Here is a 15,165-nt window from a genome sequence, read left to right as displayed (position 1 = left end):
GCGCTGCCTTTCAAGGTTTCATCCGGAAGATCAGATATCCAGATTATCAGCGAAGGCCGCCCGTTCCTGAATGAAACGGAAGCGGGCATCGGCCTTGGTGCCCATCAGATTGTCGACGGCCTCACGGGTGCCTTCGAAATCCACATCGTCGATCTCGACGCGCAGCAGGGTGCGTTTTTCGGGATCCATGGTGGTTTCCTTCAGCTGCTGGGCCATCATCTCGCCGAGGCCTTTGAAGCGGCCGATTTCGACCTTCTTGCCCTTGAAGACGGTTTCCATCAGCTCGGCACGGTGGGTGTCGTCGCGGGCATAGGCGCTCTTGGCACCCTGGCGGATGACATAAAGCGGCGGCACGGCGAGATAGAGATGGCTGCCGCGAATGAGTTCCGGCATTTCCTGATAGAAGAAGGTGATGAGCAGCGAGGCGATATGGGCGCCGTCGACATCGGCATCGGTCATGATGATGATGCGCTCATACCGCAAATCCTCTTCGCGATATTTCGTGCGCGTGCCGCAGCCGAGCGCCTGAATGAGATCGGCGATCTGCTGGTTGGCGGAGAGCTTTTCGCGGCTGGCGCTGCCGACGTTGAGGATTTTGCCGCGCAGCGGCAGGATGGCCTGGTTGGCGCGGTTGCGCGCCTGCTTGGCCGAGCCGCCCGCCGAGTCACCCTCGACGATGAAAAGTTCCGCATTTTCCGCCGTGTTCTGGGCGCAATCCGCCAGCTTGCCGGGCAGGCGCAGCTTGCGCACGGCGGTCTTGCGGTTGACTTCCTTTTCCTTGCGGCGGCGCAGGCGCTCTTCGGCGCGCTCGATCACCCAGTCGAGCAGCTTCGCCGCTTCGCCCGGATTGCCGGCAAGATAATGGTCGAAGGGATCGCGCAGCGCGTTTTCGACGATGCGCTGAGCCTCGACGGTGGCGAGCTTGTCCTTGGTCTGGCCGACGAATTCAGGCTCACGGATGAAAACGGAGAGCATGCCGGCGGCCGAGATCATCACGTCATCGGTGGTGATGTCCTTGGCGCGCTTGTTCTGCGTCAGGTCCGCGTAGTTCTTCAGGCCCTTGGTGAGCGCAATGCGGAAACCGGCCTCATGCGTGCCGCCTTCCGGCGTGGGAATGGTGTTGCAATAGGAATGGATCTGCGTGTCGCCGCCATACCAGGTGACGGCCCATTCCAGCGCGCCGTGGCCGCCGGTCTTTTCCGTGCGGCCCGAGAAAATCTCGCGGGTGACGGTGAATTCCTTGCCGAGCGTGGCGGCGAGATAGTCCTTCAGGCCACCGGGGAAATGAAACACGGCCTTTTCGGGGATTTCGCCGCCGGCCGGCACCATGCCGGGATCGCAGCTCCAGCGGATTTCGACGCCGCCGAAGAGATAGGCCTTGGAACGGGCCATGCGGAAGATGCGGGCCGGTTCGAACTTCGCGTGGTCGCCGAAGATCTGCGGATCGGGATGGAAACGCACGCGGGTGCCGCGACGGTTGTGCACGTCGCCCAGTTCTTCCAGCGGACCGATCGGCAGGCCGCGCGAGAAACGCTGGCGGTAAAGCTTGCGGTTACGGGCCACTTCCACTTCGAGAAGATCGGAGAGCGCATTGACCACGGAAACACCGACGCCGTGCAGGCCGCCCGATGTCTCATAGGCCTTGCCGTCGAACTTGCCGCCGGCATGCAGCTTGGTCATGATGACTTCGAGCGTCGACTTGCCGGGAACCTGCGGGTGGTTTTCCACCGGAATGCCGCGGCCATTGTCGGTGACCGTCAGGAAACCTTCGGCATCGAGATGGACCTCGATGAAATTGGCGTGGCCGGCGACGGCCTCGTCCATGGAGTTGTCGATGACTTCGGCGAACAGGTGGTGCAGCGCCTTCTCATCGGTGCCGCCAATATACATGCCGGGGCGCATGCGCACCGGCTCCAGCCCTTCGAGCACGCGGATCGAGGACGCGCCGTAGTCGTCACCGGATGGTGATACGGGGGCGGGCGGCGTCACGGCCGCAACGGCTGCGGGCTTCGGCTGCACATTCGCGTTGGCGGGCACGTTGGCGGCCGCGGTCACCGGCGTCTTTGCGGTGTCCTCGTTCGTTTCCGTATCGCTGTTTCGTGCTGCCGGAAGACCGGAGAAGAGATCGTTGCTGTCGTCCATCATGTCCAAAGTTCAAAAGCGTGTGTCAGAATTTCGCCATGCGAATCATTATGCCAGTAGCGTCAATCATAACGCCAAACGCGGTTCCCGTCCGATTTGAAGTGGGCCCGTCTGGCAGATGCGGCGCATCCTATGCCACGATTGTGTCAGGGTTTCGCAACAGGAGGATTGCGCTGGCGAGGTTGCAATGGCAAGTCTCGCAGCCACGAATGAACGGTTAGCCAAGGCATGTCCACAGCTCATTTCACGTTTTGTACTCTTTTCAGCCTGACTGTTGCGGCCATGCCGGTTGCGGCCTTGGCCTCCGATGGGCCGCTGCGTCCCTTCAAGGATGAGCTGTTTTCCGCCCAGACGGTGCTTTCCACGGCCGATGGCGGCGCTTCAGAAGTCGTCGACTATCAGGAGATGCGCGATATCAACGGCCGCGACGAGGTGCCCGAGCGGCGGGTGAAACGGCAATATGTCGATATGACGCCGAAGAAGGCGCAGGCGCTGGAAAGTGTTTCCGTTGAGGGCAGGGCGCTTGAGGTCGGCCGTGTCGGGCCGGCGAGCGGGCAGGCCTTCACGGTCATCTTCATCCATGGACGCGGCGGCGACCGGCGGCTCGGAATGAACGACTACACCTTCGGCGGCAATTTCAACCGGCTGAAAAACCTCGCCGTCGCCAATGGCGGCACCTATTATGCGCCGAGCGTGCGTTCCTTCGATGAGAACGGCGTTGCCGATATCGCGGCGCTGATTGCCGATGCGGCCAAAAAATCGGGCGGCAAGCCTGTCGTGTTGACCTGCGCCTCGATGGGCAGTTTCATCTGTTACGGTATCAGCCGCGACAAGGCTGCCGTCGCCAATCTCAAGGGCATGGCGATCCTCGGCGGTGCGGTCGATCCGGATTTTCCGAAAAGCGCGTTTGCCAGGGCGAAGAAGCCGGTCTGGTTCACCCATGGCAGCGCCGACAAGGTCTATTCGGCGGATCAGCAGGCAAGCATCTTCCGCTCTTTGCTGAAGGCCGGCGAGCCGGCGCGGTTCACGCGCTATGAGACCGGCAGCCACGGCACACCGGTGCGCATGACCGACTGGCGGGCGGTTTTGAACTGGATTTTGAGCCGCTGAGGCCTCGATTTGGGTCAGCAACGGCAAATTTTTAGAAATTGCCCGTCGTTTTGAACCTTTAGGCCGCTTTTTTGTACCATTTGTTGCCGGCTGAGGTTAAAGGAATATCCCGGGATTTCCGGCAGTGTTTCTGTCGCGATTATGGGCCGTGATACGGCTGAGGGAAGGGGCGCCGCCACAGGCGGCCTCAAGACAAAGGGAATGGGATACGCATGACGCCGAATGTTCGACCGCTTGTTGCCGGAAACTGGAAGATGAACGGCACCCGTGCCTCGCTCGATCAGATCAAGGCCATGGCAGAGGGCGTCAAGGGCGCGCTGTCCGAAAAGGTGGATGCGCTGATCTGCCCGCCCTCGACATTGCTCTACGTGGCAACGGCGCTGTGCGATGACAGCCCGCTGATGATCGGCGCGCAGGATTGCCACCAGAACGCCTCCGGCGCGCATACCGGCGATATTTCCGCCGAGATGATCGCCGACTGCTTCGGCACCCATGTCATCGTCGGCCATTCCGAGCGCCGCACCGACCATGCCGAGACCGATCATCTGGTGCGCGCCAAGGCCGTTGCCGCCCATCAAGCCGATCTTATTGCCATCGTCTGCATCGGCGAGACGGCGGATGAGCGCAAGGCGGGCCAGACGCTCGATATCCTCAAGCGCCAGCTCGCCGGCTCGCTGCCGGACGAGGCGACCGCCGAAAATACCGTCATCGCCTATGAGCCCGTCTGGGCGATCGGCACGGGTCTGACGCCCACCGTGGACGATGTGCGTGAGGCCCATGCCTTCATGCGCGACGAACTCGTCAAGCGCTTCGGCGACGCTGGCAAGACCATGCGCATCCTCTATGGCGGCTCTGTGAAGCCCGCCAATGCGCTGGAACTGATGGGCGTCGAGAACGTGGATGGCGCGCTGATCGGCGGCGCGAGCTTGAAAGCCGCAGACTTCCTGTCCATCTATGCGGCATACGAGCAACTGACGGCCTGAGACAGGTTTTCCTGTTACAGATGGCGGGAAAGGGGCTTGGAATAAGCCTTCGCCTCATGTAAAGAGCCGCGAAACCTTCTTTGTAGTGCTCCGCGCGGGGCATGGAATGGATTGTCATGCAGACCGTTTTGATTGTTATTCACCTCATGATCGTGCTGGCGCTTGTCGGCGTGGTCCTGATCCAGCGTTCCGAAGGCGGCGGCCTCGGTATCGGCGGCGGTTCGGGCTTCATGTCCGCGCGCGGAACGGCCAATGCGCTGACGCGCACCACGGCGATCCTTGCCGCGCTGTTCTTCGCGACCTCGCTCGGCCTCGGTCTTCTGACGCGTTACGAATCGCGCCCGACCGATATTCTGAACCGTATTCCGGCCACGCAGGGCCAGGGTAACGGCATTCTCGATACGCTCGGCCCGGCGACGACGCCGTCGACGCCGGCTCCGGCTGAGAATGGCGTTCCGACCAATGGTGCAGCCGCACCGGCTCAGACGACCCCGGCTCCGGCCGCTTCCGGCACGGCCGCTCCGGCCCCGGCGCAGCCCGCCGATCCGAACGCAGTTCCGACCGGTCAATAAGCCCGGTTTTGATTTAACGCTCCGGCAGGCCAAAAGCCTGCCGGTTTTCTTTTGTTCGCATTCCGGCCTGACCCATCGCAAATTCGTCAACAGCGAATTTTCGAAAGCATGAAATTTGGGCTGGCGGAATCAGAGGTAAAAAGGTATCCGGTGAATCCCATGGCGCGATATGTATTCATCACAGGCGGCGTGGTCTCCTCTCTAGGCAAGGGCATCGCCGCGGCAGCACTCGGAGCTTTGTTGCAATCCCGTGGTTATCGGGTGCGGCTTCGTAAACTCGACCCCTATCTGAACGTCGATCCCGGCACCATGAGCCCGACACAGCACGGCGAAGTGTTCGTGACGGATGACGGTGCCGAGACGGACCTCGACCTTGGCCATTACGAGCGCTTCACGGGGCGTTCGGCCACCAAGACCGACAACATCACCACCGGTCGCATCTACAAGAACATCATCGACAAGGAACGGCGCGGCGACTATCTCGGCGCAACCGTTCAGGTCATTCCGCATGTCACCAACGAGATCAAGGATTTCGTGATCGAAGGCAATGACGATTACGACTTCGTTATCTGCGAGATCGGTGGCACGGTGGGTGACATCGAGGCGATGCCGTTCATGGAAGCGATCCGTCAGCTCGGCAACGACCTGCCGCGCGGCACGGCGATCTATCTTCACCTGACGCTGATGCCCTATATTCCGGCAGCTGGCGAGCTGAAGACCAAGCCGACCCAGCATTCCGTGAAGGAATTGCAGGCGCTCGGCATTCATCCCGACATTCTGCTGGTGCGCGCCGACCGGGAAATCCCGGAAGCGGAACGCCGCAAGCTTTCGCTGTTCTGCAATGTGCGTCCTTCCGCCGTCATCCAGGCGCTGGATGTGGCGAATATCTATGACGTTCCGATTGCCTACCACAAGGAAGGTCTCGATTCGGAAGTGCTGGCCGCGTTCGGCATCGAGCCGGCGCCGAAGCCGCGTCTGGAACAGTGGGAAGAGGTCTGCAACCGCATCCGCACGCCGGAAGGCGAAGTGACCATTGCGATCGTCGGTAAATATACCGGCCTCAAGGATGCCTATAAGTCGCTGATCGAGGCGCTGCATCACGGCGGTTTCGCCAACCGCGTCAAGGTCAAGCTGGAGTGGATCGAGTCGGAAGTCTTCGAAAAGGAAGACCCGACGCCTTATCTCGAAAAGGTCAACGGCATTCTGGTGCCCGGCGGTTTCGGCGAGCGCGGTTCGGAAGGCAAGATCATGGCGGCGCAGTTCGCGCGTGAGCGCAACGTGCCCTATTTCGGCATCTGCTTCGGCATGCAGATGGCGGTCGTGGAAGCGGCCCGTCATCTGGCCGGCATCGAAAATGCCTCCTCGACCGAATTCGGTCCGACCTCTGAGCCGGTCGTCGGCCTGATGACCGAATGGGTGAAGGGCAACGAGCTGGAGAAGCGTTCCTCCAAGGGCGATCTCGGCGGTACGATGCGTCTCGGTGCTTACAAAGCGGCGCTGAAGAAAGACACCAAGATTGCCGATATCTACGGCACCACTGACATTTCCGAGCGCCACCGTCACCGCTACGAGGTGAATGTGGACTACAAGGACCGGCTGGAAGAATGCGGACTGGTCTTCTCGGGCATGTCTCCGGATGGTGTCCTGCCGGAAACGGTGGAATATCCTGACCACCCGTGGTTCATCGGTGTGCAGTATCACCCGGAACTGAAGAGCCGCCCGCTCGACCCGCATCCGCTTTTCGCCAGCTTCATTGAAGCGGCGGTGGAACAAAGCCGGCTGGTTTGACGGTTTGCAGAATACGAAGAGGGTCGCGAAAGCGGCCCTTTTTATTGTGCATTAAAGATTGCCGCCATGAGTTTCAGATACTGACCTCTTTACACAGAGGTTTTTGGTTGTGGTCCGCTTATTCTTGAATCCACTGTGCATTGTGCGCCCAATATAATGAGACTTCGTGTCGCCCTTTTCCATAATCGAAATAGCTCACCGGCAAACCTGCCGCACGCTTGGCATCCAACGCTGCCTTTCGTTCCGACATGCATGCGTTATCAAGCATTGAAGCGACTTTTTGCGGATTTTTGTTTGAAACAAGAAACGACTTTGCGGTCCGCTGCAAGCATTTGCCTAATGCGCTCCCGGTTGACGCGACGCGGCGTATCTCTGGGGTGTTGTAGGGTCCAAGTGTATTGCACGACGCTAGAGCCATTACGGCAATCAGGATAATGCCCGTATATTTCAATGTTATCCCCGCTCAGATTGAAGTTCTGTGGAGTTTGAGCGCCATCGTCGCACCCCTCATGCCCCCCCCAAAAAAACAGGCCCGAAGGCCTGTTTTCATTTCAGCACGATTCAAACAGGCTTACTTCGGCCCGATCATGTTCTCCGGGCGCACATACTGGTCGAACTCCTCGTTGGTGAGGTATCCGCCGCCAACGGCCTCGTCGCGCAGCGTCGTGCCGTTCTTGTGCGCGGTCTTGGCGATCTTGGCGCAGATGTCATAGCCGAGCTTGCTGTTGAGCGCAGTGACAAGCATCAGCGAGTTTTCGACGCCCTTCCGGATGTTGTCTTCGCGGGCTTCGATGCCGACGACGCAATTGTCGGTGAAGGAAACGGCCGCATCGCCCAGAAGCTGGACCGACTGCAGGAAGTTGTAGGCCATCATCGGGTTATAGACGTTGAGCTCGAAGTGGCCCTGCGAACCGGCGAAGGACAGTGCTGCATTGTTGCCGAAGATGTGGGCGCAGACCTGCGTCAGCGCTTCCGACTGGGTGGGGTTGACCTTGCCGGGCATGATCGACGAGCCGGGTTCGTTTTCCGGCAGCGACAATTCGCCGAGACCGGCGCGCGGGCCGGAGCCGAGGAAACGGATGTCGTTGGCGATCTTGAACAGCGCAGCAGCGGCCGCATTGATCGCACCGTGCGAGAAGACCATGGAATCGTGCGAGGCGAGTGCCTCGAACTTGTTCGGCGCGGTCACGAAGGGCAGGCCGGTAATCTTGGAGATTTCCTCGGCGACCTTTTCGGCGAAGCCGATGGGAGCGTTGAGGCCCGTACCGACGGCGGTGCCGCCCTGGGCGAGCTTGGAGAGCGCGGGCAGGGTGGTCTCAATATTGGCGATGGCCGAGGCGACCTGCGCGGCGTAGCCGGAGAATTCCTGGCCGAGCGTCAGCGGCGTTGCATCCTGGGTATGGGTGCGGCCGATCTTGATGATCTTTTCGAACTGCTTGACCTTGGCTTCCAGCGCCTTGTGCAGGTGCTTGAGGCTCGGCAGCAGGTGGTGAACGATCTCTTCCACGCAGGCGATGTGCATCGCCGTCGGATAGGTGTCGTTCGAGGACTGGCTCATATTGACGTGGTCGTTGGGGTGAACCGGCTTCTTCGTGCCCATTTCGCCGCCGAGCATCTCGATTGCGCGGTTGGAAATCACCTCATTGGCGTTCATGTTGGACTGGGTGCCGGAGCCGGTCTGCCAGACGACGAGTGGGAAATGCTCCGTCAGCTTGCCGTCGATGACTTCCTGCGCGGCGGCGATGATGGCGTCACCGACCTTGGGGTCGAGGCCGGCCAGCGCCATGTTGGCGCGGGCTGCGGCCTGCTTGACGATGCCGAGCGCGCGAACGACAGAGGCGGGCTGCTTTTCCCAGCCGATCTTGAAGTTGCCGAGCGAGCGCTGCGCCTGCGCGCCCCAATAGCGATCGGCCTGAACTTCAATGGGTCCAAATGTATCGGTTTCCGTCCGTGTGGCTGTCATCAATCTTGCCTTTTTACTCGTTTTCCTCCGCCAAAACGGCGCCTTCGCCCGCCTTGCGCGGCCGATATATAGAATCATCGCGCCGGCAATGAAAGCGCTGCAATGCAGCGGAGGCAGATATTTCCCGCCGCGTAAAAGCGATTTCGCCGTATGGCGCGGCTCGGGGTGAAAAAGGCGCCGGCGTGTCATTTTTACTACGACGCGAAATGGTTGGAAAACCGGGCTTTCCGGGGCGCCCGGAAGGTCTGGCGGGACAGGGCAAAGTGAATGAAATAAATGGAAATTTAACCATTCTCGCCAATTCTGGAAATTACGTTTTTACGGCTTTGGCTGTATCATAAGGTTCATTTCGGCACGGTTGTGGGCTTTTTCGCGTTTTCTTTTCAACGGGCCGTCGATCGGCTAGACAGGCATGAAACTGATGCCCGCCCTTTCGCTGGCGGTGCTGGGTGCTACGAGGATCAAATTGCAAGTCACATCTGGAAAAACATCGGCAGCACTGGTGCTGGCTCTCGGTCTTTCCGTTTCCACCGCTCTTCCCGGCAGCGCCGGTGCGGTAACGCTGATGGACCTCCTGCGCGGCGGCCCTGGCAAGATCGCGCGCGATCGCGGTGAGTTGCCGCCGGCCGGCATCGTCACCTCGCCCCCCGGATCGAGCGCCGGCCAAAGCGCGGATGCTTCCGATCCCGAGCCGCTGCCGCGTGTTTCCGGTCCGCGCTATTACGACTACAAGGCGGATACGGCCCGTGCGGTGAACACGGCGAATTTCGGTGAAGGCCTTGCCAATCTGAAATTCAGCGCCACCCCCGAGATCGCCAAGGCGCTGGAAGCCTATTACGGCGCCGGCGGCAAGACGCTCTGGGTTTCGGAAGGCGAGCTGACCGCGCGCGCCAATGCTGTCATCGCCTTTCTCGAGACGGTCGGTGAAAGCGGCCTCGATCCGGCCGATTATAGCATTTCGCCACCGGCAAAGGATGTGACGGCCAGCATCAGCAACGCTTCCGGTGCGGCTGCGCCCGGTACGCCGGTGGAGACGGCCTCGGCGCCCGTGTCCGACGCCTATCAGCGGGCGCAGATGCAGTTCGAGCTGGCGCTTTCCGCCAAGGTTCTCGCCTATGTGCAGGATACGGCCCGTGGCCGTGTCGATCCGAACCGGCTCTCCGGCTATCACGATTTCAAGCGCAAGACGGTGAACCTCGCACCGGTGCTGAAGCTTGCGGGCCTGAGCCCCGATGTCGCCGCCTATCTGCGCAGCCGCGAACCGTCGAGCGCCGAATATCTGGCGCTGAAGGCGGAGCTTGCCCGCCTGCGCGGCGAAGGCGATGCGGCGCATGTCGTCCGAGTTCCCGCCGATCTGGTGCTGAAGCCCGGCAACAGCAGCGCGGATATGGCCAATGTCGTCAAGGCCATCGAACATCGCGCTTCGCCCGCCTTCAAGGCCGAACACGCCGCGATCATTTCCGCTTATCAGCAGACGCCTGATTATACGCCCGATCTCGTCGATCTGGTGAAGGCGTTCCAGAGCGAAAACGGCCTGAAACCCGATGGCGTTATCGGCCGCGCCACCGTGCGCGCCATGGTCGGCGAAAGCAATGACGCGAAGATCGCCAAGGTGCAGGTGGCCATGGAGCAGGTCCGCTGGCTGCCGGCCGATCTCGGCCAGCGTTACGTCTTCATCAACCAGCCCGCTTTCATGGCCTATTACCACAATGAGGGTAAAGAACAGTTCGGCATGAAGGTGGTCGTCGGCTCCAAGGCCAACCAGACCTATTTCTTCCAGGATGAAATCCAGACCGTCGAGTTCAACCCCTATTGGGGCGTGCCGCAGTCGATCATCGTCAACGAAATGCTGCCGAAGCTGCGCCGCGATCCGTCCTATCTCGACCGGCTGGGTTACGAAGTGCAAGTGGGCGGTCGTGCCGTCTCCTCCACCAGCGTCAACTGGTATGGCTCCACCAACGCCGTTTCCGTGCGCCAGCCGCCGAGCAGCGACAATGCGCTGGGCGACCTGAAAATCCTGTTTCCCAATGCGCATGCCATCTACATGCATGACACGCCTGCCAAGAGCTTCTTCAACCGCGACATGCGGGCGCTGAGCCATGGCTGTATCCGTCTGGTCGACCCGCGCCGCATGGCCGCCGCCGTTCTCGGCACCAGTGTCGAAAAGGTCGGCGAGCAGATCGCATCCGGCAAGAACCGCGCCGTGCAGGTGCCGGAGAAGGTTCCGGTCTATGTGGCCTATTTCACCGCCTGGCCGGACAAGGACGGCAAGGTGCAGTTCTTCGACGATGTTTATGACCGCGACAGCTATGTGCAGAAGGCGTTCGCCGTGACGACGAAGGCGCGGGCCGCGTCGATCTGATCAGAATAGCATCAAGAAAAAAAAGCGCCGGAGACGGCGCTTTTTTTGTTTGAAGGAAAGGCCTGTCCAATTTGTTTGGTGCTGGAGTCCGCCTTACATTTGGCGTCAACGGCAACACCGTACTCCGTCACCTCGGAATTGATCCGGGGTCCAGCGCGATCAAGTCCTTGATCGCAAAAGAGTCTTTTCACCGCGCAGACGCGCCGTGACTGGATGCCGGATCTAGTCCGGCATGACGGAAGAGAGGTTGTTCAGCTCTCATTGACGTCGGAATCGCCGTTCCCTGGCGCTTTACTTGTCTGGTTCAGCCTCTCAGGCCGCCGCTGCACCCTTCGCAACCAGTTCTTCGAACAGCGCCGGCGTCAATTCAGTGAAATCGTCGATCACCACATCCGGTTCGAGTTCAACCATCGGCACATCCGAATAACCGAAGGTCACGCCGATCGACGGCACGGCGGCGTTCTTTGCCGCGAGAATGTCGTTGATGCTGTCGCCAACCATGATGGAGCGCTGGATGTCGCCGCCGGCTTTTTCGATGGTGCCGAGAATATGGCGGGCATCCGGCTTGCGGAAGGAGAAGGTGTCGCCGCAGGTGATGGCGGCGAAATAGCGTGTCAGACCGAGTTCTTCGAGCAGCGGCAGAGCGAGGATTTCAGTCTTGTTGGTGCAGACGGCAAGCGTGATGCCGGCTTCCGAGAGCGCATCCAACGTATTGATGATGCCGGGATAGGGGCGGCTCTCGCCGGGCATTTCGGCACGGTAATGGGTGATGAAGCGCTCATAGAGCGGCTCGATTTCGGCTTCCGGCAGTTCCGTCTCGCGAAGCGCGAAGGCCCGCTTGATCATCACCCGCGCGCCCTGGCCGACGAGGTGGGTCAGGTCGTCATAGGTGACGGGAGCAAGCCCGGCTGCGGCAATGGTGTGGTTAAGGCTCGAGACCAGATCGGCGGCGGTATCGACCAGCGTGCCGTCGAGATCGAAAATGGCGAGCGGGGAGAGCGGGCGGGATGTCACGGGAACTGGCCTCTCGGGAATGCGTGTAACTGATGTATCGGTGCTTTCATTCCCGCCAAGCCTAGGCAAACGGGCCTGTCTTTGCAACCGCGTCACAACGTTCTGTTCGTTGGCTTGAAAAAGGCTTTCGTTTGGCTTTCGACCCGTGTAAACAGCACGGCGACGACAAAGTTACCGGAGTTTCAGGCACATGGATGCCCGCCAGATGAAGATCAAGGCCGCCGAGGCCGCATTGTCCCACGTACAGGATGGGATGCGGCTCGGTATCGGCACGGGTTCGACGGCCGAGGAATTCGTCAGGCTTCTGGCCGAAAAGGTCGCCGCCGGTCTGAAGGTCGAGGGCGTGCCGACATCCGAGCGCACCGCGCGCCTGTGCGTCGAGCTTGGCGTGCCGCTGAAATCGCTGGATGAATTGCCGGAGCTGGATCTGACCATCGACGGCGCTGACGAAGTCGATCATGCGCTGCGTCTCGTCAAGGGCGGCGGCGGTGCGCTGCTGCGCGAAAAGATCGTTGCGGCGGCATCCGCCCGCATGATCGTGATCGCCGACCAGAGCAAGGTGGTGGAGACGCTGGGCGCCTTTCCGCTGCCCATCGAAATCAACCCGTTCGGCCAGGTGGCGACGCGTATCGCCATCGAAAAACTGGCGGCGCGTTCCGGGCTTTCCGGCACGCTGACGATGCGTTCTTCCGGCGACGGCGCCTTCATGACCGATGGCGGGCACCTTATCCTCGACGCATCTTTTGGCCGTATTCCTGATGCAGAAGCGCTAGCACGCGAGCTGAACACGATTCCCGGTGTCGTCGAGCACGGACTTTTCATAAATTTGGCATCGCTTGCCATTATCGCGGGTCCTGAAGGCGCCCGCGTGATGCAGGCAGTATAACAGGAGCGAGATTTTCATGGTCAAACTAGCGGGACTGGGCAAAGCTGCCGCTGCTTCGATCCTCATTTCCGGCATCGTGTTCGGTACTGCCGCACGCGCTCAGGAAATTTCGGAAGCGCATATCGCTGCCGCACGGCAGGCGATCACCTCTCTTGGCGTTACCGACCGTTTCGACGACATTCTGCCGGGTCTGGCGGAGCGTCTGAAGGCCGAGCTCATTCAGGCTTCGCCGAACGTTCAGGACGCAATCACCGAGACCGTCGATGCCAAGGCGCTCGAGCTTGCGCCGCGCCGCGCCGATCTGGAGCGCGAAGCAGCGCTCACCTATGCGCGCGCCTTCACCGTCGAAGAGCTGAACGCCATTTCCACCTTCTACAGCAGCGAAGCCGGCAAGAAGCTCCTGAAGGACGGCCCGATCGCCACGCGCGAACTGATGAAGGCCGCCGACATCTGGGCAGCCGGCATCAACCGCGACCTCAACGCTTCCAGCATGTCGGAACTGCAGAAGGTTGCCGGCGCCGATCTGAAGCCGCTTCCGGCCGATCAGAACGCCACCGGTGGCGCTCCGGCTGCTCCCAAGCCCTGATTGAACAGGGAGAGCATCGGGCCGGAACGTGTGAAGCGGTTTCCGGAAAATCCGACGCTCGGGCAAAAAGGCCTACCTTCAGAAATATTCAAAGCCCGGCCGCAAGACCGGGCTTTTCATTTGTGCGTCGCAGCACCTATATGTGCCGTGAATGCGCCGCCGCCCGTCTCGAGGCTGACGGCGGCGGTTTTGATCAGGGGTTTTGACTATGACAGCTTATGACTACGATCTTTTCGTCATCGGTGGCGGTTCCGGCGGCGTGCGCAGCGGCCGCGTGGCGGCCTCGCTCGGCAAGCGCGTCGCAATCGCCGAGGAATACCGCTATGGCGGAACCTGCGTCATCCGCGGCTGCGTGCCGAAGAAGCTGTTCGTTTATGCCTCGCAATTCCCTGAGCATTTCGAGGATTCGGAAGGATTCGGCTGGAGCGTCGGCGAGCGCAGCTTCGACTGGAAGAAGCTGATCGCGGCCAAGGACAAGGAAATCGCCCGTCTCGAAGGGCTCTACCGCAAGGGTCTGGAAAACGCCAAGGCTGATATTTTCGACAGCCGGGCGGAACTGGTCGACGCCCATACCGTGAAGCTGACGAAAACCGGCGAGACCTTCACCGCCGAGCGTATCGTGATTGCCGTCGGCGGCACGCCGAACGAGCACAAGGCGCTGCCCGGCCATGAGCTGACGATCTCGTCCAACGAGGCCTTCGACCTGGAAGAGCTGCCGAAGTCGATCCTGATCGCCGGCGGCGGTTACATCGCGGTCGAATTCGCCAATATCTTCCATGGACTCGGCGTTGAAACGACCCTGATCTACCGCGGCAAGGAAATCCTGTCGCGTTTCGATCAGGACATGCGCAAGGGTCTGCACGAGGCCATGGAGGCCAAGGGCATCAGGATCCTGCTCGGCGATGTCATCGAAGAAGTGACGAAGGGTGAGGGCGTATTGCAGGCCCGCACCAAGAACCATGGCACGCTTGCCGTCGAGACGGTGATGCTGGCGCTCGGGCGCGATCCGAACACGAAAGGTCTCGGTCTCGAAAATGCCGGTGTGAAGCTCGATGCGCGCGGCGCGATCATCGTCGACGATTATTCGCGCACCAACGTGCCGAATATCTTCGCTTTGGGCGACGTCACTGACCGGGTACAGCTGACGCCGGTGGCGATCCATGAGGCCATGTGCTTCATCGAAACCGAATACAAGAACAACCCGACCAAGCCGGATCATGAGCTGATCGCGACGGCGGTGTTCTCGCAGCCGGAAATCGGAACCGTCGGTCTTTCGGAAGAGGAAGCCGGCAAGAAATATCCGGAACTGGAAGTTTATCGCGCCCAGTTCCGGCCGATGAAGGCGACGCTTTCCGGCCGTCAGGAAAAGACGATCATGAAGCTGATCGTCAATGCCGCCGACCGCAAGGTCGTGGGCGCGCATATTCTCGGCCATGAGGCGGGCGAGATGGCGCAGCTTCTCGGCATCACGCTGAAAGCCGGCTGCACCAAGGATGATTTCGACCGCACCATGGCGGTTCATCCGACGGCCGCCGAAGAGCTGGTGACGATGTATTCGCCGAGCTATCGCGTCGTGAATGGCGAGCGTGTGTAACGCCGGTACAGGCGTGATATAATCGTCGCCCACATCAGCCTGCCGCCCTTTGAAAGCGAAGTTTTCGAATGGCGGCGGGGTTGTTAAATCGTTTGAATTGACTTTTGTGCGTCTGGAGCGCGCAAAACGGGCAGAATGAGCCGGATGGCTCAGGGATCGGCTATG

General features: G+C 60.7%; 12 protein-coding genes. 8 read left to right on the top strand and 4 right to left on the bottom strand.

Features of this window, described 5'->3' with window-relative positions; translation table 11 throughout:
- Positions 1-30 precede the first annotated feature (30 nt).
- Complete coding sequence (gene parE, locus ACQZ60_RS07935; protein ID WP_020809899.1) at positions 31-2,145, bottom strand: DNA topoisomerase IV subunit B; 2,115 nt, start codon at positions 2,143-2,145, stop codon at positions 31-33.
- 225 nt (positions 2,146-2,370) lie between these two features.
- Here parE and ACQZ60_RS07930 point away from each other — a divergent pair, with 225 nt between their 5' ends.
- From ACQZ60_RS07930 to ACQZ60_RS07915, 4 genes are all read left to right on the top strand, one after another.
- The gene (locus ACQZ60_RS07930) at positions 2,371-3,252 is read left to right on the top strand and encodes an alpha/beta fold hydrolase (protein WP_020809900.1); all 882 of its coding nucleotides are present in this window, start codon (positions 2,371-2,373) and stop codon (positions 3,250-3,252) included.
- A gap of 212 nt (positions 3,253-3,464) precedes the next feature.
- Positions 3,465-4,235, top strand: coding sequence for a triose-phosphate isomerase (gene tpiA / locus ACQZ60_RS07925; protein WP_304982655.1), 771 nt, complete (start codon positions 3,465-3,467; stop codon positions 4,233-4,235).
- Between the two features lie 116 nt (positions 4,236-4,351).
- Entirely contained in the window at positions 4,352-4,807 is a 456-nt protein-coding gene (gene secG / locus ACQZ60_RS07920; RefSeq protein WP_003524802.1) for a preprotein translocase subunit SecG, read from the top strand.
- 159 nt (positions 4,808-4,966) lie between these two features.
- Positions 4,967-6,595 carry a CTP synthase gene (locus tag ACQZ60_RS07915; protein ID WP_035223457.1) on the top strand — a complete coding sequence of 543 codons (1,629 nt, stop codon included), beginning with the start codon at positions 4,967-4,969 and terminating at the stop codon, positions 6,593-6,595.
- 118 nt (positions 6,596-6,713) lie between these two features.
- Here ACQZ60_RS07915 and ACQZ60_RS07910 read toward each other — a convergent pair whose 3' ends face one another.
- Complete coding sequence (locus tag ACQZ60_RS07910) at positions 6,714-7,046, bottom strand: hypothetical protein (RefSeq protein WP_155246281.1); 333 nt, start codon at positions 7,044-7,046, stop codon at positions 6,714-6,716.
- Between the two features lie 120 nt (positions 7,047-7,166).
- On the bottom strand, positions 7,167-8,558 hold the full coding sequence (gene fumC / locus ACQZ60_RS07905) for a class II fumarate hydratase (protein WP_003524804.1): 1,392 nt from the start codon (positions 8,556-8,558) through the stop codon (positions 7,167-7,169).
- A gap of 412 nt (positions 8,559-8,970) precedes the next feature.
- Here fumC and ACQZ60_RS07900 point away from each other — a divergent pair, with 412 nt between their 5' ends.
- A complete protein-coding gene (locus tag ACQZ60_RS07900; RefSeq protein ID WP_020811186.1) occupies positions 8,971-10,920 on the top strand; it encodes a L,D-transpeptidase family protein in 1,950 nt (649 codons plus the stop codon).
- A 312-nt stretch (positions 10,921-11,232) separates the two neighbouring features.
- Here the strand turns inward: ACQZ60_RS07900 and ACQZ60_RS07895 are convergent, their stop codons facing one another.
- Entirely contained in the window at positions 11,233-11,934 is a 702-nt protein-coding gene (locus ACQZ60_RS07895; RefSeq protein ID WP_020811185.1) for a phosphoglycolate phosphatase, read from the bottom strand.
- Positions 11,935-12,124: 190 nt separating this feature from the next.
- Here ACQZ60_RS07895 and rpiA point away from each other — a divergent pair, with 190 nt between their 5' ends.
- The 3 genes from rpiA to gor all read left to right on the top strand — a co-directional run bounded on the left by rpiA (position 12,125) and on the right by gor (position 15,000).
- The gene (gene rpiA / locus ACQZ60_RS07890) at positions 12,125-12,820 is read left to right on the top strand and encodes a ribose-5-phosphate isomerase RpiA (protein WP_035262017.1); all 696 of its coding nucleotides are present in this window, start codon (positions 12,125-12,127) and stop codon (positions 12,818-12,820) included.
- Between the two features lie 16 nt (positions 12,821-12,836).
- Positions 12,837-13,406 carry a DUF2059 domain-containing protein gene (locus tag ACQZ60_RS07885; protein ID WP_003524811.1) on the top strand — a complete coding sequence of 190 codons (570 nt, stop codon included), beginning with the start codon at positions 12,837-12,839 and terminating at the stop codon, positions 13,404-13,406.
- A 208-nt stretch (positions 13,407-13,614) separates the two neighbouring features.
- A complete protein-coding gene (gor, locus tag ACQZ60_RS07880; RefSeq protein ID WP_035262014.1) occupies positions 13,615-15,000 on the top strand; it encodes a glutathione-disulfide reductase in 1,386 nt (461 codons plus the stop codon).
- The last annotated feature ends 165 nt before the right edge of the window (positions 15,001-15,165 follow it).

This window comes from Agrobacterium sp. 22-223-1 (assembly GCF_053522385.1).
This window is presented reverse-complemented; position numbering and strand designations above follow the sequence as displayed.

Bases quoted from the DNA above. Each gene is read 5' to 3' on its own strand.
- fumC (WP_003524804.1), bottom strand. From the start codon at position 8,558: ATGACAGCCACACGGACGGAAACCGATACATTTGGACCCATTGAAGTT.
- tpiA (WP_304982655.1), top strand. From the start codon at position 3,465: ATGACGCCGAATGTTCGACCGCTTGTTGCCGGAAACTGGAAGATGAAC.
- gor (WP_035262014.1), top strand. From the start codon at position 13,615: ATGACAGCTTATGACTACGATCTTTTCGTCATCGGTGGCGGTTCCGGC.
- ACQZ60_RS07885 (WP_003524811.1), top strand. From the start codon at position 12,837: ATGGTCAAACTAGCGGGACTGGGCAAAGCTGCCGCTGCTTCGATCCTC.
- ACQZ60_RS07930 (WP_020809900.1), top strand. From the start codon at position 2,371: ATGTCCACAGCTCATTTCACGTTTTGTACTCTTTTCAGCCTGACTGTT.
- rpiA (WP_035262017.1), top strand. From the start codon at position 12,125: ATGGATGCCCGCCAGATGAAGATCAAGGCCGCCGAGGCCGCATTGTCC.
- ACQZ60_RS07900 (WP_020811186.1), top strand. From the start codon at position 8,971: ATGAAACTGATGCCCGCCCTTTCGCTGGCGGTGCTGGGTGCTACGAGG.
- parE (WP_020809899.1), bottom strand. From the start codon at position 2,145: ATGATGGACGACAGCAACGATCTCTTCTCCGGTCTTCCGGCAGCACGA.
- secG (WP_003524802.1), top strand. From the start codon at position 4,352: ATGCAGACCGTTTTGATTGTTATTCACCTCATGATCGTGCTGGCGCTT.
- ACQZ60_RS07915 (WP_035223457.1), top strand. From the start codon at position 4,967: ATGGCGCGATATGTATTCATCACAGGCGGCGTGGTCTCCTCTCTAGGC.